Origin of the sequence: Cellulosimicrobium sp. JZ28, from assembly GCF_015327065.1 — a bacterium.
Classification (GTDB): Bacteria; Actinomycetota; Actinomycetes; order Actinomycetales; family Cellulomonadaceae; genus Cellulosimicrobium; species Cellulosimicrobium funkei.
Genome location: NZ_CP017660.1, coordinates 2,236,179 through 2,254,145, shown reverse-complemented (window position 1 = coordinate 2,254,145; position 17,967 = coordinate 2,236,179). Strand labels below are relative to the sequence as shown.

Below are 17,967 nucleotides of genomic sequence, written 5' to 3'. Positions count from 1 at the left end.
TGTCGGCGGGCCGTGCCAGTCTTGGAGGAATGCGACAGGTGTTCGAACCCGCCGGTGCCGGCGCCCCCGCGGGGCCCCGGCGCCCGACGACGTCCGTCCGCGGCCTCGTCGACCCCGCGGCCGCGCGGCGCGGCTTCGAGCTCGTGCGCGTCGAGCCCGCCCCCGACCTCGCGGACCTGGTGGAGCGGCACTGGGTCGTGCGGTGGGACCTGCCGCCCGGTGCGGAGTTCACCCAGGTCCTCGTGCCCCACCCGGTGGCGAACGTCGTGGCCGAGGAGTCGGGGTACGTCGCGCACGGGATCCCGCCGGGGCTGTTCGAGCGCACCCTGACCGGGTCGGGCGCCGTCGTCGGCACCAAGCTCCGGCCGGGCGCCTTCCGGGTGCTGCTCGGCCACCCGGACGCCGTGCGTCCGGGCGTGCAGGTCCCGGCCGCGCCGCTGCTCGGCCCGACGGCGGAGCGCACCGGCGCCGCCGCGCTCGCTCTGGCGGTCACCGGCCGCGACGAGGAGGCCGCGCGGACGGTCGAGCCCCTGCTGCGCGCCCGGGCCGAGCGGGTCCGCACCGCACGCGCGAGGCGCGACCTCGACCGGGTCGCGCGGGCGTTCGCGGCGCTCGTCGGCGGCGAGCTCGGGCCGGGGGCGGGCGTGGGGGACCTCGCGGACGTCGTCGGCACGTCCGCGCGCTCGCTGCAACGGCTGTTCGCCGCGTCCGTCGGCGTGAGCCCCAAGTGGGTGCTCCAGCGGCACCGCGTGCACCTCGCCGCGGACCTCCTGGCGGCGGATCCGGGCCAGGACCTCGCGGGGCTCGCTACCGCCGTCGGCTACTACGACCAGGCCCATCTCGGGGCGGACTTCGCGCGCGCGACGGGCGTCACCCCGGGCGCGTACGCGCGCCGCTGCGCGGCGTCGCGCGCGGCCCTCGTGGGGGCGGCGGCGGGGACCGGCGCCGGGGTGACGGACACCGCCACCGGGGCACCCACCGGGCCGGCCCGGGGCGCATAGACTCGCCTCGTGGCAGGCCTGATTCGACGCGAGGACGTGGAAGCCGTCCGCGACCGCGCGCGGATCGACGAGATCGTCTCCGCGCACGTCACGCTCAAGACCGCAGGCGTCGGCTCGCTCAAGGGCCTGTGCCCGTTCCACGACGAGCGCTCGCCGTCGTTCCACGTGCGTCCCGGCGTCGGGCGCTGGCACTGCTTCGGCTGCGGCGAGGGCGGCGACGTCATCTCGTTCGTGCAGAAGATCGACGGCCTGACGTTCGTCGAGGCCGTCGAGTACCTCGCGGACCGCATCGGCATCCAGCTCCGCTACGAGGACTCCGGCGGCCCGCAGCGCCCGCGCGAGGAGCCCGGCCGCCGCCAGCGCCTGCTCGAGGCGCACCGCGTCGCGGCCCAGTACTTCTCCGAGCAGCTCTTCGCCCCGGGCGCCCAGGCCGCGCGCGCGTTCCTCGCCGAGCGCAGCTTCGAGCGGGCCGACGCCGAGCACTTCGGCGTCGGGTACGCGCCGACCGGCTGGGACAACCTCCAGCGCCACCTCCAGGGCCGGGGCTTCACGCAGGCGGAGCTCGTCGCCTCCGGCCTCATGAGCCAGGGGCAGCGCGGCATCTACGACCGGTTCCGCGGCCGGCTCATGTGGCCCATCCGCGACGTGACCGGCGAGATCATCGGGTTCGGCGCGCGCCGCCTCTACGACGAGGACCAGGGCCCCAAGTACCTCAACACGCCCGAGACCACGCTCTACAAGAAGTCGCACGTGCTCTACGGCATCGACCTCGCCAAGCGCGAGATCGCGAAGCAGAAGCGCGTCGTCGTCGTCGAGGGGTACACGGACGTCATGGCTGCGCACCTGTCCGGCGTGACGACGGCCGTCGCGACGTGCGGCACCGCGTTCGGCTCGGACCACGCGCGCATCGTGCGGCGCCTCCTCGGCGACACGACCGCGGGCGGCGGCATGCAGCTCGCGTCGGGCGCGTCCGTCGGGGGAGAGGTCGTCTTCACGTTCGACGGCGACGCCGCGGGCCAGAAGGCCGCCGTGCGGGCGTTCGGCGAGGACCAACGCTTCTACGCCCAGACGTTCGTGGCCGTCGAGCCGAGCGGCATGGACCCCTGCGAGCTGCGCATGGCGCGCGGGCCGGACGCGGTGCGCGCGCTCGTCGACGGCCGCCAGCCGCTCTTCGAGTTCGTCATCCGCACGACGCTCGCCTCGTTCGACCTCGACACGGCCGAGGGGCGCGTCGGCGCCCTGCGCGCGGCCGCCCCCGTCGTCGCCGGCATCCGCGACACCGCGCTGCGGCCCGAGTACGCGCGCATGCTCGCCGGCTGGATCGGCACCGACGCGGAGCGCGTCCGGCGCGAGGTCGCCGCGGCCGCCAAGCGCGGCAGCGCACCCGGGCCCGTGCGGACCTCCCGGCCCGACGACGCCCGCCCCGGCGCCGAGGCCCGGCCGCCTGAGCCCGAGGTCCCCGCGCTGCCCCTGCCCGACCCGCGCGACCCCGTCGCGCGCCGGGAGCGACTCGCGCTCGCCGCCGTCCTCCAGTACCCCCAGCACGTGCCGCCGATGTTCGACGACCTCGGCGAGGAAGCGTTCGCCGTCCCCGCGTGGCGCGCCGTCCACGCCGCGATCCGCGCCGCGGGCGGCGTGCGCGAGGGCAGGTCGCTCGGCGCCGGGCACTGGGTCGAGGCGGTCGTCGAGCAGGCAGCCGAGCCCGTGCGCGGCCTCGTGACCGAGCTCGCCGTCGCGCCCCTGCCCGAGGACCGGGAGAACGTCGTCGGCGGCTACGTCGCGGGCGTCGTGCGCGGCCTCGTCGACCTGGGTCTCACGCGCCGCGTCGCCGACGCGAAGAGCCGGCTCCAGCGGCTCGACCCGTCGGTCGACCTCGCCGCGTACCAGGAGGCGTTCGCCGCGCTCCTCGCCGTCGAGGCCGAGCGCCGCACGCTGCGCGAGGGCGAGATCGCCTGACGCCGGCGGGTTTGGTCAGGCCGTGGCATCCAGCGCGGGCGGCGGCGTTAGCCGACGCCCAGCGCGCGCGAGCGGCACGGACACGTCACCGGCGCTCGGAGAGGTCGAACGCTCCCGCGCCGGAGGGACGTCCGTCCCGGGAACGCAAAAGGTTCGGCCCCGGACCGCTGTGCGATCCGGGGCCGAACCTGAGGGCTCCCGCGGTAGGACTTGAACCTACGACCGTCCGATTAACAGTCGGATGCTCTGCCAGCTGAGCTACGCGGGATCGACCATGGCTGTCACGGTGTTCACCGTGGCGACCGGGGAAAACTCTAGCAGGCTCAGAGGGGTAGTCCGGACGCCGACCGGACCCGCCCCTCTGCCGCGTCGACCCGTGCCTCGACCTCCGGGTCCGTCAGGTCCAGCCCGGGGTCGGCGACGACCTGCGAGAAGAGCTCGCCGTCCGCGTCGCGCCGCACGGCGACGCGCGCGGTGAGGCCTGCGGCGAACGTCACGGTCTCCGAGAGCACGACCGACGACTGCACCCGCTCCCGCAGCGTCTGCGCGAGCGACGTGCGGCGCGGGTCGGCGAGGCGCAGGGCCAGGGGAGGGGCGCCGTCGACCCACGAGACGGTGATCGTCGCGCTCTCCGGGTCGTACCCCGCCCGGTCGACGTCCGACCAGAGGCGCCGGACGACGGTCGTCCCGCCGGCGTCGCTCGTGAGGAGCCCGGCCCGCGTCGCGACGGCCCACGACCCGTCGGCGAGCTCCGCCGACGCGAGGACACGATCGGTGGCCGGGAGGTCGAGCGCACGGCGGGCAGGGTCGGGCAGCGCGGGACGGCGGAACCAGGACACGTCCCCACCGTAGCGGCTCTCCGACCGCCTGCCGCACGGGCGGTATGCTCGCCCGCGCGCCCCGTTAGCTCAGCTGGTCAGAGCAGGAGACTCATAATCTCTCGGTCGCGGGTTCAAGTCCTGCACGGGGCACCCTTCCGCGTCGCGCGTGCGGCGCGAGCGTCCGCGCGGTGTCATGGCCTCATGACGGTGCGGACCAAGCGCGTGTACGAGCCGGCCGAGGAGCAGGACGGGTTCCGCGTGCTCGTCGACCGCCTGTGGCCCCGCGGCGTGAGCAAGGAGGCGGCGCACGTCGACCTGTGGCTCCGGGACGTGGCGCCGTCGACGGACCTGCGGCGCTGGTTCCACCACGAGGAGCGGCTGTTCGACGAGTTCGCCGAACGGTACCGCGCCGAGCTCGACGCCCAGGGCGACGCGGTCGCGGAGCTGCGGGACGTCGTCGGGCAGCACCCCGTGGTGACGCTGGTGTACGGGGCGAGGGACGAGCAGCACAACCAGGCGGTGGTGCTGCGCGACTACCTCGCGGCGAGCGCCTCGTCCTGAGCGCCCCGGGACGCGGCGGCCCGGGTCGGGCGGTCGAGGTCGCGGCGCAGGTCGCGGTCGAGGGCGTGCCGCAGCCGGGGCCCGAGCGGCCGTTCGACGGCGCGGTGGATCACCCAGGCGAGGGCGAGGCACACCGCGACCGCCACCGCGAGGGTCGCGGCGCGCGAGAGGTACGGGTGCACGGACTCGATGACCCATCGTCCCCACGACGAGTGCACGAGGTAGAGCGGGTACGTGAGGGCGCCGAGCGCGGTGAGCCAGCCCCAGGAGACGCGGGCGAGCGGCGTGAGCGTCGCCACGGCGACGAGCGCGAAGCACACGACGATCGCGACCCACCACGCGGTGGGGGAGACGACGACGTCGGTGCTGTTCTCGATGCGGCCGGACTGGATCCGCCCGGAGAGCGCCGCCCCGAGGAGCACGTTCAGCGCGAGCGCGAGCCAGAGGACGGGGGAGCGGTGCTCGCGGGTCAGCAGGTAGAGCACCATGCCGCCCGCGAAGAGCGGGGCGTCGGGGGCGACGAGCACCGTCGCGGCCAGCTCGGAGCCGGTCTGGGTCGCGATCGCGCCGGCGACGGGCCACAGCACGACGAACGCGAGGACCCGCGCCCGCGTGAGGCCGACGGCGACGAGCACGCCGACGAGGACGTAGAACCGCAGCTCGGACCAGAGCGTCCAGTAGACGGCCTCGAGGTCGGGGATGCCGAACGCGCGCTGGACCATGGTGAGGTTGGCCGCCGCCTGCGGCAGGTCGACGTCGCGCCGGCCGGGGACGACGAGCACCAGCAGGACCACCGTGAGCAGCACGGAGGCCCAGTACGCGGGGAAGAGCCGCCCGGCGCGCGACGCGACGAAGCCGCGCACGTCGCGGCCCCAGGCCGTCATGAGGATGACGAAGCCGCTGACGACGAAGAAGAGCTGGACCCCGAAGGACCCGTAGGCGGTGACCGCCTGTGCGTCGGGGAGCGAGGCGCTCGTGCGCGCGCCCCACGCGTGGTGGTTGACGGCGACGAAGTGGTAGACGAGCACCGCGGCTGCTGCCGCGAACCGGAGTCCGTCGAGCACGGCGAGGCGAGGGTTCTGCGTGGGCATCCGCGGCACGTTACCGAATCGTGATCAACGCCGCCTGGGAACGGCGTCCGGCGTGCGCGGAGTGCGCAGTTCTGGCACCGTGTGCGGGCCGGAGAACCCGGCGGCGCGGTGGGGGCGGCGTCCCGACGACCGAGGAGGTCCTGTGGCACCGAGCATGAGCTCGACCGGCAAGGCGGCAGCACGCGGCGCACGCGGCAGCAAGACCCTGGAGCTCCTGGCCCGCGGGGGCTACGCGGTGAGCGGTCTGCTCCACCTGGTCGTCGGCGTCCTCGCCGTGCAGGTGGCGACGGGCTCGGCCTCGAGCGAGCAGGCCGACCAGACCGGTGCGCTCACCGCGATCGCGCAGACGCCGGGCGGCACCGCGCTGCTCTGGTTCGCCGTCGTGGCGTTCGCGGCGCTCGCCCTGTGGCAGGTCACGGTCGCGCTGAGCGGCGCGGCCGAGACGTCCGACCGGCTCAAGGCCGCGGGCAAGGCCGTCCTCTACCTGGCGCTCGGGGTGATCGCCCTCCAGGTCGTGACCGGGTCCGCCGCCGGCTCCGGCCAGGAGGAGAGCATGACTGCGACCCTCATGGAGAAGCCCGGCGGCGTGCTGCTCGTCGGCGCGGTCGGGGTGGGCATCGTCGCCGGTGGCGTCTACCACGTCGTCAAGGGGTGGCGGAAGAAGTTCCTCGAGGACCTCCAGGGCGGGACCAGCGGGCACCTGGGCCGCGCCGTGGTGACGCTCGGGCGCGTCGGGTACATCGCCAAGGGCATCGCGCTCGGCGTGCTGGGCGTGCTGTTCGTCGTGGCCGCGGTCCAGCACGACCCGCAGCAGGCGGGCGGCCTCGACAGCGCGTTCGCCACGCTCGCGGCGCAGCCGTTCGGGGTCGCGCTCCTCGTCGCCGTCGGTCTGGGCTTCGCGGCCTACGGGCTTTACTCGTTCGCGCGGGCGCGGTACGCGCGGATGTGACGCGCGCCCCGGTGCGAGGCCGGGGACGACGGCCGGACGTCGTCGTGCGCATGGAAGAATGGTGACCATGGCGATGAGAGAGATCCGGACCATCCCGGACCCCGTGCTCCGCACCCCCTGCGACGAGATCACCACCATCGACGACCGGGTGCGCTCTCTCGTCGCCGACCTCGTCGAGACGGTCGACCACGAGGGACGCGCGGGGCTCGCCGCCAACCAGATCGGCGTCAACCTCCGGGCGTTCTCGTGGAACATCGACGACGAGATCGGGTACGTGCTCAACCCGCGCATCGTCGAGCTGTCCGACGACTACCAGGACGGCGACGAGGGCTGCCTCTCCGTCCCCGACCTCTGGTACCCGACGCGCCGCGCCTGGTATGCGCGCGTGGTCGGCACCGACCTCGACGGCAACGAGGTCGTGGTCGAGGGGACCGAGCTCATGGCCCGGTGCCTCCAGCACGAGTGCGACCACCTCGACGGCATGCTCTACCTGGACCGGCTCGACCGCTCCGTGCGCAAGAAGGCGATGCGCGAGCTGCGCGAGCACCTCTGACGGGGTTGTGCCCGGTCGGTCCCGGGCACGCCCGCCCGATCTCTCGCGCGCACGCGCGATGTCGTGCAAGATGAGCACGAGACACGCCGCGACACCTGTGCGAGCGCTGTGGACCCGCCCTGGGTGAGGACGTTGGGGAAGACGAAACCTCGACCTAGGGAGGCAGACATGGCCGGTGCCATCACCCGCGGTGTTCTTTACGTGCACTCAGCACCGCGTGCTCTGTGCCCGCACATGGAGTGGGCCGCGGGCAACGTCCTCGGCGTGCGCGTGTCGCTCGACTGGACCGAGCAGCCCGCCGCGCGCGGCCTCTACCGGGCCGAGTACTCGTGGCAGGGGCCGCAGGGGACGGGCGCCAGGCTGGCCTCCGCGCTGCGCGGATGGTCCCACCTGCGGTACGAGGTGACCGAGGAGCCCAGCCACGGCGTCGACGGCGGTCGCTGGTCCCACACGCCCGACCTCGGCATCTTCTACGCCCAGACGGACGTGCACGGGAACATCGTCGTGCCCGAGGACCGGATCCGGGCCGCGCTCGAGCAGGTGAGCGAGCCCTGGGCCATGCGCGACGCCCTCCACCTCGCGCTCGGCAAGGCCTGGGACGACGAGCTCGAGCCGTTCCGCTACGCCGGCGCGGGCGCTCCGGTGCGCTGGCTGCACCGCGTCGGCTGACGCCCCCGCACGCCGCACTGCAGAGACTGTCCACGCACGCTCGTCCGCGAGGACCACGAAGGGCGCCTCCCCGAGATCGGGGAGGCGCCCTTCGCGTCGTCGTGGCGTGCGGTCAGACGCTGGCCACGGCGAGGGCGACGTTGTGGCCCCCGAAGCCGAACGAGTTGTTGATCGCGACGACGTCGCCGCTCGGCAGCGGCGCGGGCGTGTCGCGCACGAGCGGCACCTGGAGCTCCGGGTCGGGGTTCGTCACGTTGATCGTCGGGGGAGCGAGGCGCTCCGCGACGGCCTTGATCGTGAAGATCGACTCGAGCGCGCCGGCACCACCGAGGAGGTGTCCGGTCATCGACTTGGTGGCCGAGAGCAGCACGTGGTCGGCGTCGTCGCCCAGCAGCGAGCGGATGGAGCGGGTCTCGGTGAGGTCGCCCACCTTGGTCGAGGTCGCGTGCGCGTTGACGTGCACGACGTCCCGCCCGGTGACACCGGCCTCCTCGAGCGCACGGCGCATCGCCGCGACCTGGCCCCGGCCCTCCGGGTCGGGAGAGGTGATGTGGTAGGCGTCGGAGGACAGCCCGACGCCGGAGAGCCGCGCGTAGACGCGGGCGCCGCGGGCCGCGGCGTGCTCGGCGCTCTCGAGGACGACGACGCCCGAGCCCTCGCCGATGACGAAGCCGTCGCGGTCGACGTCGTACGGGCGCGACGCGCCCTGGGGGTCGTCGTTGCGCAGCGAGAGCGTGCGCGAGGCGGCGAAGGCCGCCATCGGCATGGGGTGGATCGTGGCCTCGGTGCCGCCGGCGACGACGACGTCCGCGCGGCCCGCGCGGATCATGTCGACGCCGTAGCCGATCGCCTCGGCGCCGGACGCGCACGCGGAGACGAGAGCGTGGGCGCCCGCCCGGGCACCGAGCTCGAGCGAGACGTACGCGGTGGGGGAGTTCGGCATGAGCATGGGCACGGTCATGGGCAGCATGCGGCGCGCGCCGCGCTCCCGCAGCGTGTCCCAGCCGTCGAGCGTGGTCCAGATGCCGCCGATGCCGGACGACACGACCGTGCCGAGCCGGTCGCCGTCGACCTCGGGGCTGCCCGCGTCCGCCCACGCCTCGCGCGCGGCGATGATCGCGTACTGCGTGGAGGGGTCCATGCGCTTGATCTCGGGGCGCGCGAGGACCTCGGCCGGGTCGACCTTGATCGTCGCGGCGAATGTCACCGGGATCTCGTAGCGCTCCGCCCAGTCGTTCTCGAGCGTGCGCGCGCCGGACTCGCCGGCCAGTGCCGCGGCCCAGGTGGAGGGCACGTCGCCGCCGAGCGGCGTGGTGGCGCCGAGGCCGGTGACGACGACTTCAGTAGCGGCAGACATGGTGCTCCTCGGGGGTTGCGGCGGGGGCGGGAGGACGAGCGGGCCGGCGTGGGTGACGCCGACCCGCCCGCAGGCCTGCGAGGCAGGCGGGGCGTGCTCAGGCCTGGGCGCCCGTGATGAAGGACACGGCGTCGCCGACCGTCGTGAGGTTCTTGACCTCGTCGTCCGGGATGCGGACCCCGAACTTGTCCTCGGCGTGGGTGACGATCGTCATCATCGACAGCGAGTCGATGTCGAGGTCGTCGGTGAAGGACTTCTCGAGCGCGACGGCGTCGGTCGGCAGACCCGTCTCCTCGGCGACGATCTCCGCGAGGCCGGCGAGGACTTCCTGCTCGGTGTAGGCCATGGTTTCTCCTTGTCGTGGGGCCGGCGGCGACCGGTCCCGGTGGCGGTGCCCGGTGGGTGTGCCGGGCGGTACTTCGTCAGACGGTGCGCGCGACGGACGGGTCCGCCGACGGCGTGGGCCCTCCCCGCGGGGAGGGCGGCCGTCCGTCCAGGGTGATTCTCCCCTACGGCAGCACGACCACCTGCGCCGCGTAGACGAGCCCGGCGCCGAACCCGATCTGGAGGGCGAGGTCGCCGGAGCGGACCTGCCCCTCGTCGAGCAGGCGCCGGGTCGCGAGGGGGATCGAGGCGGCCGACGTGTTGCCGGTCTCCGCGATGTCCCGGGCGACCGCGACGGACGCGGGGAGCTCGAGCTGCTTGATCATCTGGTCGATGATCCGCATGTTCGCCTGGTGCGGCACGAACGCGCCGATGTCGGCCGGGGCGACCCCGGCCTCGGCCATCGCCTTGGCGGCGACGGGGGCCATCTGGAACGCGGCCCACTTGAACACGCTCTGACCGTCCTGGCGCAGCGTGGGCCACCCGAGCGAGGGGTCCTCGCGCAGGTCCGACCACGCGTGCGTCTGGCGGATCGCCTGCGCCTTGCCGCCGTCGGAGCCCCACACCGTCGGGCCGATGCCCGGGGTGTCGGACGGCCCGACGATCGCGGCGCCGGCGCCGTCGCCCAGGAGGAACGAGATCGAGCGGTCGGTCGGGTCGATGAAGTCGCTCATCTTCTCCGCGCCGACCACGAGCACGTGCGTCGCGATGCCGGCGCGCACGAGGGCGTCGGCCTGCGCGATGGCGTAGGCGTAGCCCGCGCACGCGGCGGAGACGTCGAACGCGGCGGCGGGCGTCGCGCCGAGGCGCTCCGCGAGCACCGCCGCGGCGGCGGGGGTCTGGTGGAAGTACGTGACCGTGGAGACGATCACCGCGTCGACGTCGCCACCCTGCAGGCCAGCCCGGGCGAGTGCGTCGCGCGCCGCGGCCTCGGACAGGTCGAGGACGTCGACGTCGGCGCCCGCACGACGCCGCGTGACGATCCCGGTGCGCTGGCGGATCCACTCGTCGGAGGAGTCGATCGGGCCGGCGATGTCGTCGTTCGTCACGACGTTCTCGCCGCGCACCCCGCCGATCGCGAGGATGCGCGAGTGCGCCGGGCCCGTGGCCTGGCGCAGGGTCGCGCCGCTCACGCGTCGACGCCCGTGGCCGCGCCGGCCGCCACCGAGTGCCGGGCGACGAGGTCGCGCGCGGCCTCGACGTCGTCGGGCGACTTCACGGCCACGGCCTCGACGCCCTTGAGCGACCGGCGGGCGAGACCCGTGAGGACGCCTCCGGGCGCGAGCTCGAGCAGCGCGGTGACGCCGAGCTCCGCGAGGGTCTCCTGGCACAGGTCCCAGCGCACGGGCGCCGCGATCTGCGCGGTGAGGCGGCGGACGACGTCGCGCGCCTTGCCGTACGTGCTGCCCTCGATGTCGATGGTCCCGTAGGACTCGCCGTCGGCGTTGGACAGGAGCGGCAGGCGCGGGTCGGCGACGTCCCACGACGCGGCGACCGGCTCGAACTCCTCGAGCGCCGGCTGCATGAAGGGCGTGTGGAAGGCGCCCGCGACCTGGAGCGGGATGACGCGCGCCTTCGCGGGCGGGTTCTCCGCGAGGGCGGCGAGGTGGTCGAGGGCGCCGGCGGCGACGACCTGCCCGCCGCCGTTGACGTTCGCGGGCCACAGGTGGGCCGCCTCGATCGCGGCGAGGACCTCCTCCGGGTCGCCCCCGACGACGGCGCTCATGCCGGTGGGCGTCGCGGCAGCGGCCGCGGCCATGGCGCGCGCGCGGTGCGCGACCAGCCCGACGGCGCCGGTGTCCGTCAGCGCCCCCGCGACGGCCGCGGCGGCGAGCTCGCCGACCGAGTGCCCGGCGGTCACGTCGACGACGTCGGCGGTGTCGCGCCCGTCGAGGATCACGCGGAGCGCGACGAGCGACGACGCGACGATGAGCGGCTGCGCGACGGCCGTGTCACGGATCGTGTCGGCGTCCGACTCCGTCCCGTGCGCGCGCAGGTCGAGGCCCGCGGCCTCGCCGAACGCGGAGACCTGGTCGGCGACGCCGGGCAGCTCGAGCCAGGGGGCGAGCATTCCGGGGGACTGGGAGCCCTGTCCAGGGCACAAGACGGCGAGCACCCGTCAACTGTGCCAACGCGAGGGCCGTGCGCCACGTCACGACGCGCACCAACCTTGCGGAGGGTGGTTGTGCCGAACCTACAAGGCGCCGCGGGCGCGGAGCCCGCGGGACGTCGGGCGCGCCCGGCTCCTCAGCGGACCGTCGAGAGCTGCCCGAGCGCGAGCGCGACCTGCAGCACGAACGACTCGCGGGCGTCCAGCGGGTCCCAGCCGGTGATCTCCGAGACCTTGCGCAGGCGGTAGCGCACGGTGTTCGGGTGCACGTACAGGGACCGGGCCGCCGCCTCGAGCGACCGGCCCGTGCCGAGGTAGGCGGACAGCGTCTCGAGCACCGAGCCCGTCGCCTCGGCGAGCGGGCGGTAGGCCTGGGCGACGAGCGTGCGTCGCGCCGTGGTGTCGCCGGTGAGGACGCGCTCCGGGAGCAGGTCGTCGGCGAGCACCGGGCGCGGGGCCTGCGGCCAGGCGGGCGCGGCCCGCAGCCCCGCGAGCGCGGCCTGCGCCGAGCGCGCGGCCTCCTCCAGCCCGGGGACCGTCGGCCCGATGACGACCGGGCCGGGGCCGAAGCGGGGCAGGAGCGACGCCGCGGCGGCCTGGAGGTCCCCCTCGCCGCCGAGCACGAGGACCAGCCGGTCGCCGTGGATGCCCACGAGCGCGTCGCCCGCCGCGCGGCGCGTCGCGCGGCGCAGCTCCGCCGTCCGGACCTCGTCGAGCGTCGCGGCGATCGTGCCCGCCATGACGAGGGTCGAGCCGTGGCCGCCCCAGCCGAGCGCCGAGACGCGCGACCGCAGCGAGTCGTCGCCGTCGCCGCGGATGAGCGCGTCCACGACGAGGGCCTCCAGGCGCGCGTCCCACGCGCCGCGGACCTCCGCGGCGCGGGCGTAGACCTCCGCCGCGGAGAACGCCACCTCCCGGGAGTAGCGCAGCACGGCCTCGCGCAGGTCGCGCTCGCCGCCCGGTGCCGCGAGCTGGTCCGAGTACGCCTCGACGACCTCGACGACGATGCGGACGAGCTGGAGCGTGTTCTGGAGCGAGATCGAGCGCGTGAGCTCGGGCGGGGCCGCGGCGAAGATGTCGCTCACGCCGTGCGGCGGGGCCTGCGGGTCCGCGTACCACGTGACGAACGCCGTGATGCCGGACTGCGCGACGAGACCCACGTAGGAGCGGTCCTCGGCCGGGAGCTCGCGGTACCAGCGGATCTCGTCGTCGAGCCGGCGCAGCGCGGCGGACATGAGCAGGCCGCTGCCGTCGCGCAGGCGCTGGAGGTTGTCCGCGTTGCCGGCCGGGCCGGTCGGGGCCGGCGCGGTCGCCGGGGTCCTGGGGGTGGCCGTCACGCGCCGAGCATACGGCCGGGGTTGTGGACAGTCCACAAAGCGCGTGCCACGGCGGGCCCCGGGTCGCCGGGGGACCGGGTCGCTGGGTGAGCACCCGGACGACCCGCTAGGGTCGGGGAATGGCACTCATGCCCCGACTTCGACAGCTCATGCGTCGGCCGACGTCCGCGTCGACCGTCGGCACGCGCCGCCCACGGTCCGGGGAGAAGCGTGGCGACACGGTCCACGAGGACGCGCTGCGGGCGATGCTCGTCGACGACCCGAACGACGAGCGGGCCTTCCGCGCGCTCGCGGAGCTGGTCCGCCGTCGGGCCGCGGAGGGACCGGCCACGGACGACCCGCTCGCCGCCCCGGCGGACGAGACGGAGAAGCAGCGCGCCGCCGACCTCGCGGTCTGGGCGCTCGCCGAGGAGCTCGCCGGGCACCCGCGCGGGTGGTACCCGCTCGTGGAGCTCGGCCGCCTCTCCCTCGACGACGACCCGGAGGCGGCCCTGCGCCGCTTCGCGACGGCCGCGGAGCGCGACCCCTCGGGGCACGCGCTCGCGCAGTCCATGGAGGTGCTGCGCACGGCGGGACTGCCGGTCGAGGCGCTGGGCCTCGGCGTCGGCCACTGGCGCGCCCGCGAGCACGAGGCCGAGGTCGGGCGCCAGCTCGTCCTCGCGGCCATCGAGGCCGACCGGCCCCTCGACGCCCGCCACCACCTCGAGTCGCTCGTCGAGTACGGCGACCCCCGGGGCGTCGCGCCGCTGCGCGCGGACCTCGAGCGCGCCGTCGCGCAGGCCGAGCAGCACCGCGCCGGGACCTGACCCACGGCGTCCGGCACCTTCCGGAGACGACGACGGCCGGTCACCCCGCGGGGTGACCGGCCGTCGTCGTCTCAGGCGGTGAGCGTCAGGCCTCGCCGCCCGCGTTGCCGGACGTGCCGGCGGTGACGTCCATCAGGCGGTACTTCTCGATCGCGCGGGCCGACGCGTCCGCGGGGACCTTGCCCTGCTTGGCCAGCGCCTGGAGCGTGCGCACGACGACGGACGGGCCGTCGATCTTGAAGTGCCGGCGGGCCGCAGCGCGCGTGTCCGAGAACCCGAAGCCGTCGGCGCCGAGCACCTCGTAGTCGCCCGGGACCCACTTGCGGATCTGGTCGGGGACCAGGTGGTCGTAGTCGCTCGTCGCGACGAACGGCCCCTCGGCGCCGGAGAGCTTCTCCGTGACGAACGGGACGCGCGCCGGCGCGGCCGGGTCGAGGAACGCGGCCTGGTCGGCGGCGAGCGCGTCGCGCCGCAGCTCGTTCCAGCTCGTCACGCTCCACACGTCCGCCGCGACGCCCCAGTCCTCCCGCAGGAGCTGCTGCGCCTCGAGCGCCCACGGCACGCCGACGCCCGACGCGAGGATCTGGGCGCGCGGCCCGTCGCCCTCGCCCACGGAGATGCGGTGGATGCCCTTGAGGATGCCCTCGACGTCCACGTCCTCCGGCTCGGCCGGCTGGACCATCGGCTCGTTGTACACCGTGAGGTAGTACATGACGTTCTGGTCGCGGCCGTCCGCGCCCACGCCGTGCTCGCCCGGGCCGAACATGCGCTCGATGCCGTCGCGCACGATGTGCCGGATCTCGTAGCCGAACGCCGGGTCGTACTGGACGATCGCGGTGTTCGTGCCCGCGAGGAGCGGGGAGTGGCCGTCGGCGTGCTGCAGGCCCTCGCCCGTGAGCGTGGTGCGGCCCGCGGTCGCGCCGATGATGAAGCCGCGCGTGAGCTGGTCGCCCGCCGCCCAGAACTGGTCGCCGGTGCGCTGGAAGCCGAACATCGAGTAGAAGATGTAGAACGGCACCATGATCTCGCCCTGCGTGGCGTAGGACGTGCCGACCGACTGGAAGGCGGCCGCGGAGCCCGCCTCGTTGATGCCGGTGTGCATGATCTGCCCGGCCTCGGACTCCTTGTAGCTCAGCATGAGCTCACGGTCCACGGCGAGGTAGTGCTGGCCCTGGGTGTTGAAGATCTTCGCCGACGGGAAGATCGAGTCCAGGCCGAACGTGCGGGCCTCGTCGGGGATGATCGGCACGACGCGCTTGCCGAACTCCTTGTCCTTGATGAGGTCCTTGAGCAGGCGGACGAACGCCATCGTCGTGGCGATCTCCTGCTGGCCCGAGCCCTTCTTGAGGATCTCGTAGGACTTGTCGCCGGGCAGGGTGATCGGCTTCGGCGACGAGCGGCGCTCGGGCACGAACCCGCCGAGCTGCTGGCGACGGTTCAGCAGGTACTGGATCTCCGGTGCGTCGGGGCCCGGGTGGAAGTACGGGGGCTCGTACGGGTTGGCGTCCAGCTCCTCGTCCGTGATCGGGATGCGCAGGGAGTCGCGCAGCGCCTTGAGGTCGGCCAGGCCGACCTTCTTCATCTGGTGCGTCGCGTTGCGGCCCGCGAACGACGGCCCGAGCGCGTAGCCCTTGACCGTGTGCGCGAGGATCACGGTCGGCTGGCCCGTGTGGGCGCGCGCCGCCGCGTAGGCCGCGTAGATCTTGCGGTAGTCGTGGCCGCCGCGCTTGAGGTTCCAGATGTCGTCGTCGGTCATGTTCTCGACGAGCGCCTTCGTCCGCGGGTCGCGGCCGAAGAAGTGCTCGCGGATGAACGCGCCGGACTCCGCACGGTACGTCTGGTAGTCGCCGTCGGGCGTGACGTTCATGAGGTTGACCAGGGCGCGGTCCTTGTCCGCGTTGAGCAGGACGTCCCACTCGCGGCCCCAGATGACCTTGATGACGTTCCAGCCCGCACCGCGGAACTGCGCCTCGAGCTCCTGGATGATCTTGCCGTTGCCGCGCACCGGGCCGTCGAGGCGCTGCAGGTTGCAGTTCACGACGAACGTCAGGTTGTCGAGCTGCTGCTGCGCCGCGAGCTGGAGCATGCCGCGCGACTCGGGCTCGTCCATCTCGCCGTCGCCGAGGAACGCCCACACGTCCTGCTGCTCCGTGTCGCGGATCCCGCGGTTGTGCAGGTACTTGTCCGTCCACGCCTGGTAGATCGCGCTCGCCGGGCCGAGACCCATGGAGACGGTCGGGTACTCCCAGAAGTCGGGCATGAGCCGCGGGTGCGGGTACGACGGCAGGCCGCCGCCCGGGTGCGACTTCTCCTGGCGGAAACCGTCGAGCTGGTCCGCGGAGAGGCGGCCCTCCAGGAAGGCGCGCGCGTACACGCCGGGGGAGGCGTGGCCCTGGAAGTAGACCTGGTCGCCGCCGCCCGGGTGGTCCTTGCCGCGGAAGAAGTGGTTCAGGCCCACCTCGTACAGCGTCGCCACCGACGCGTAGGAGGAGATGTGGCCGCCGACGCCGATGCCGGGCCGCTGCGCCCGCGTCACCATGACGGCGGCGTTCCAGCGGATCCACGAGCGGTAGCGGCGCTCCAGCGCCTCGTCGCCGGGGAAGTAGGGCTCCTCGTGGACACCGATGGTGTTCACGTAGGGGGTGGTCAGGGAGGTCGGGACGGCGACGTTGCGCTCCCGGGCCCTCTTGAGCAGGTTCAGCAGGACGTAGCGGGCGCGCGGGCCCCCGCGGTCGTCGATCAGGCCGTCGAGGGCCTCGACCCACTCGCCGGTCTCGGCGGGGTCGAAGTCCGGAACCTGGCTGAGCAGACCGTTGATCAGCGGTCCGGTCTCGTCGTACGAAGCCACCAGCAACCTCATATCTCGTCGGATGCCGGGCGCTCGGCCGCGCGGTACACGGCCGACACCCGTCTCGGGCCCACTCCGGGCACGCGGCCGCGGCCGCTGGTGGCGACCGCGCCTCTTCACGAGACCAGGGTGGTCTACCCATTGTGTTCACAACGCGCGCGTAAGTCACACCATCGGGTGGTCAAGAGGGCGTGATTTCGGCGACACGGGCCGGACGGCGTGCGCGCCGCCGTCGTGCGGCCGCCCGGCGGTGCACGACCACGGCCGACGACCCGCGGGACGGCCGTCCGTGGGCGGTGCCTTGCCAAGCACCGCACCCTGCGGTGGGCTACCTTTGCCAGACACGGCAGGTCGTCGTGCGCGCGGGCGCCCGCCCGGGCGCGCGCGACGGCCCACCGCACGGACAGGACGAGGAAAGGAACGACACGACAGTGACCGACACCGTAGGGCCCAGCGGGGCGGACCGACTGGGGTTCGCGCCCGGCAACGTGGTCCAGGAGTTCGGCTGGGCGGACGACGTCGACGACGACCTGCGCGGGGAGCTCGAGGAGCTCGTCGGCGGCGAGCTCGTCGACGAGGACTACGACGACGTCACGGACGGCGTGGTCGTGTGGTTCCGCCAGGACGACGGCGACCTCACCGACCTGCTCGTGGACGTCCAGACCGTGCTCGACGACGGCGGCCTCATCTGGGTGCTCACCCCGAAGCCCGGCCGGCCGGGCCACGTGGGCCACAACGACATCCAGGAGGCCGCGACCACGGCCGGGCTGCACGCGACGAGCACGTTCGCCATCGCGCCCGACTGGTCCGCGACGAAGCTCGGGACCCGTGGCCGCGGTCGCTGACGACGCCGCGACGACCGGGCGCACGACGCCGCCCGGTCCGGGCGACCCGGCGCCCGACTTCACGCTGCCGGACACCCACGGCACGCCCGTCCACCTCGCGGACCTGCAGGGTGGGCCGGTGCTCCTCGTGTTCTACCCCTTCGCGTTCTCGGGATCTGCACGGGCGAGCTGTGCGAGCTGCGCGACAACCTCGAGGAGTTCGAGGCGGCCGGCGTCACCCTGCTCGGCATCTCGTGCGACTCGGTGTTCGCGCAGAAGGCGTGGACGGCGCAGGAGGGCTTCGAGTTCGACCTGCTCTCCGACTTCTGGCCGCACGGGGACGTCGCACGGGCCTACGGCGTCCTCGACGAGGACAACGGCCTCGCGCTGCGTGGCTCGTTCCTGCTCGACGCCGACGGGATCGTCCGGTGGTCGGTCGTCAACCCGCGCGGGCAGCGCCGCGACCTCGACGGTTACCGACGGGCGCTGGAGCAGCTCTGAGCCCTGGGAGCCGGGCGGTCGTGGCAGGTGGCGGGGTGCCGACCCGGTAGGCTGTGCTCCGCCGTTCCAGGGCCTGTAGCTCAGCTGGTTAGAGCGCCACGCTTACACCGTGGATGTCGGGGGTTCGAGTCCCTCCGGGCCCACCCACCACTCCCTTCCCGCCAGTCACGGTCGTGCCGTGCTGCGACGTGGCACCCGT

At 74.1% G+C, this 17,967-nt stretch carries 16 protein-coding genes, 3 tRNA genes and 1 pseudogene; 11 read left to right on the top strand and 9 right to left on the bottom strand.

From position 1 onward, the window contains the following. Nucleotides 1-38: 38 nt before the first annotated feature. Together BJP59_RS10315 and dnaG are read left to right on the top strand one after the other, a co-directional pair. Entirely contained in the window at nucleotides 39-1,001 is a 963-nt protein-coding gene (locus BJP59_RS10315; RefSeq protein WP_194520871.1) for an AraC family transcriptional regulator, read from the top strand. Between the two features lie 9 nt (nucleotides 1,002-1,010). Next, nucleotides 1,011-2,957, top strand: coding sequence for a DNA primase (gene dnaG, locus BJP59_RS10310; RefSeq protein WP_194520870.1), 1,947 nt, complete (start codon nucleotides 1,011-1,013; stop codon nucleotides 2,955-2,957). A gap of 195 nt (nucleotides 2,958-3,152) precedes the next feature. Here dnaG and BJP59_RS10305 read toward each other — a convergent pair. Both BJP59_RS10305 and BJP59_RS10300 read right to left on the bottom strand, forming a co-directional pair. Then, nucleotides 3,153-3,225: transfer RNA gene (locus tag BJP59_RS10305), tRNA-Asn, on the bottom strand. Nucleotides 3,226-3,280: 55 nt separating this feature from the next. Further along, a complete protein-coding gene (locus tag BJP59_RS10300) occupies nucleotides 3,281-3,796 on the bottom strand; it encodes a hypothetical protein (protein ID WP_194520869.1) in 516 nt (171 codons plus the stop codon). 58 nt (nucleotides 3,797-3,854) lie between these two features. Here BJP59_RS10300 and BJP59_RS10295 point away from each other — a divergent pair. Then, nucleotides 3,855-3,928, top strand: a tRNA-Ile gene (locus BJP59_RS10295). Between the two features lie 51 nt (nucleotides 3,929-3,979). After that, a complete protein-coding gene (locus tag BJP59_RS10290; protein WP_205688645.1) occupies nucleotides 3,980-4,339 on the top strand; it encodes a DUF488 domain-containing protein in 360 nt (119 codons plus the stop codon). Here the strand turns inward: BJP59_RS10290 and BJP59_RS10285 are convergent. Beyond that, on the bottom strand, nucleotides 4,312-5,430 hold the full coding sequence (locus tag BJP59_RS10285) for an acyltransferase family protein (RefSeq protein WP_194520868.1): 1,119 nt from the start codon (nucleotides 5,428-5,430) through the stop codon (nucleotides 4,312-4,314). The two genes, BJP59_RS10290 and BJP59_RS10285, sit on opposite strands and share 28 nt — an antisense overlap. A 142-nt stretch (nucleotides 5,431-5,572) precedes the next feature. On the opposite strand from BJP59_RS10285, the gene BJP59_RS10280 reads away from it, so the two are divergent. The 3 genes from BJP59_RS10280 to BJP59_RS10270 all read left to right on the top strand — a co-directional run bounded on the left by BJP59_RS10280 (nucleotide 5,573) and on the right by BJP59_RS10270 (nucleotide 7,601). Beyond that, nucleotides 5,573-6,379 (top strand): DUF1206 domain-containing protein, encoded by an 807-nt coding sequence (locus BJP59_RS10280; protein WP_228485002.1) that lies wholly within the window; start codon nucleotides 5,573-5,575, stop codon nucleotides 6,377-6,379. A gap of 67 nt (nucleotides 6,380-6,446) precedes the next feature. Continuing rightward, on the top strand, nucleotides 6,447-6,932 hold the full coding sequence (gene def / locus BJP59_RS10275) for a peptide deformylase (protein WP_021481144.1): 486 nt from the start codon (nucleotides 6,447-6,449) through the stop codon (nucleotides 6,930-6,932). A 168-nt stretch (nucleotides 6,933-7,100) separates the two neighbouring features. Continuing rightward, on the top strand, nucleotides 7,101-7,601 hold the full coding sequence (locus BJP59_RS10270) for a DUF3145 domain-containing protein (RefSeq protein WP_021481145.1): 501 nt from the start codon (nucleotides 7,101-7,103) through the stop codon (nucleotides 7,599-7,601). 112 nt (nucleotides 7,602-7,713) lie between these two features. Here the strand turns inward: BJP59_RS10270 and BJP59_RS10265 are convergent, their stop codons facing one another. The 5 genes from BJP59_RS10265 to BJP59_RS10245 form a co-directional block, all read right to left on the bottom strand. Continuing rightward, nucleotides 7,714-8,958: a beta-ketoacyl-[acyl-carrier-protein] synthase family protein gene (locus BJP59_RS10265; protein WP_194520867.1), complete on the bottom strand. Its 1,245-nt coding sequence runs from the start codon at nucleotides 8,956-8,958 to the stop codon at nucleotides 7,714-7,716. A 97-nt stretch (nucleotides 8,959-9,055) separates the two neighbouring features. Next, the gene (locus tag BJP59_RS10260) at nucleotides 9,056-9,304 is read right to left on the bottom strand and encodes an acyl carrier protein (protein WP_021482065.1); all 249 of its coding nucleotides are present in this window, start codon (nucleotides 9,302-9,304) and stop codon (nucleotides 9,056-9,058) included. Between the two features lie 163 nt (nucleotides 9,305-9,467). Further along, nucleotides 9,468-10,475 carry a beta-ketoacyl-ACP synthase III gene (locus BJP59_RS10255; protein WP_086151081.1) on the bottom strand — a complete coding sequence of 336 codons (1,008 nt, stop codon included), beginning with the start codon at nucleotides 10,473-10,475 and terminating at the stop codon, nucleotides 9,468-9,470. Further along, nucleotides 10,472-11,458, bottom strand: coding sequence for an ACP S-malonyltransferase (locus BJP59_RS10250; protein WP_114553198.1), 987 nt, complete (start codon nucleotides 11,456-11,458; stop codon nucleotides 10,472-10,474). The genes BJP59_RS10255 and BJP59_RS10250 overlap by 4 nt, the downstream gene beginning before the upstream one ends. A gap of 131 nt (nucleotides 11,459-11,589) precedes the next feature. Then, the gene (locus tag BJP59_RS10245; protein ID WP_076405505.1) at nucleotides 11,590-12,789 is read right to left on the bottom strand and encodes a PucR family transcriptional regulator; all 1,200 of its coding nucleotides are present in this window, start codon (nucleotides 12,787-12,789) and stop codon (nucleotides 11,590-11,592) included. Between the two features lie 119 nt (nucleotides 12,790-12,908). Here BJP59_RS10245 and BJP59_RS10240 point away from each other — a divergent pair, with 119 nt between their 5' ends. Then, nucleotides 12,909-13,595 carry a hypothetical protein gene (locus BJP59_RS10240; protein ID WP_194520866.1) on the top strand — a complete coding sequence of 229 codons (687 nt, stop codon included), beginning with the start codon at nucleotides 12,909-12,911 and terminating at the stop codon, nucleotides 13,593-13,595. Nucleotides 13,596-13,680: 85 nt separating this feature from the next. Here the strand turns inward: BJP59_RS10240 and aceE are convergent, their stop codons facing one another. Continuing rightward, nucleotides 13,681-16,443 carry a pyruvate dehydrogenase (acetyl-transferring), homodimeric type gene (gene aceE / locus BJP59_RS10235; RefSeq protein WP_034655442.1) on the bottom strand — a complete coding sequence of 921 codons (2,763 nt, stop codon included), beginning with the start codon at nucleotides 16,441-16,443 and terminating at the stop codon, nucleotides 13,681-13,683. A 431-nt stretch (nucleotides 16,444-16,874) separates the two neighbouring features. Here aceE and BJP59_RS10230 point away from each other — a divergent pair, with 431 nt between their 5' ends. From BJP59_RS10230 to BJP59_RS10220, 3 genes and pseudogenes are all read left to right on the top strand, one after another. After that, the gene (locus BJP59_RS10230) at nucleotides 16,875-17,288 is read left to right on the top strand and encodes a DUF3052 domain-containing protein (protein WP_031316633.1); all 414 of its coding nucleotides are present in this window, start codon (nucleotides 16,875-16,877) and stop codon (nucleotides 17,286-17,288) included. Further along, nucleotides 17,272-17,768 (top strand): annotated as a pseudogene (locus BJP59_RS10225) (peroxiredoxin). Before BJP59_RS10230 ends, BJP59_RS10225 begins: the two are co-directional and overlap by 17 nt. Nucleotides 17,769-17,837: 69 nt before the next feature. After that, nucleotides 17,838-17,911: transfer RNA gene (locus BJP59_RS10220), tRNA-Val, on the top strand. Nucleotides 17,912-17,967 lie beyond the last annotated feature (56 nt).

Bases quoted from the DNA above. Each gene is read 5' to 3' on its own strand.
- BJP59_RS10290 (WP_205688645.1), top strand. From the start codon at position 3,980: ATGACGGTGCGGACCAAGCGCGTGTACGAGCCGGCCGAGGAGCAGGAC.
- BJP59_RS10285 (WP_194520868.1), bottom strand. From the start codon at position 5,430: ATGCCCACGCAGAACCCTCGCCTCGCCGTGCTCGACGGACTCCGGTTC.
- def (WP_021481144.1), top strand. From the start codon at position 6,447: ATGGCGATGAGAGAGATCCGGACCATCCCGGACCCCGTGCTCCGCACC.
- BJP59_RS10270 (WP_021481145.1), top strand. From the start codon at position 7,101: ATGGCCGGTGCCATCACCCGCGGTGTTCTTTACGTGCACTCAGCACCG.
- BJP59_RS10265 (WP_194520867.1), bottom strand. From the start codon at position 8,958: ATGTCTGCCGCTACTGAAGTCGTCGTCACCGGCCTCGGCGCCACCACG.
- BJP59_RS10260 (WP_021482065.1), bottom strand. From the start codon at position 9,304: ATGGCCTACACCGAGCAGGAAGTCCTCGCCGGCCTCGCGGAGATCGTC.
- BJP59_RS10240 (WP_194520866.1), top strand. From the start codon at position 12,909: ATGGCACTCATGCCCCGACTTCGACAGCTCATGCGTCGGCCGACGTCC.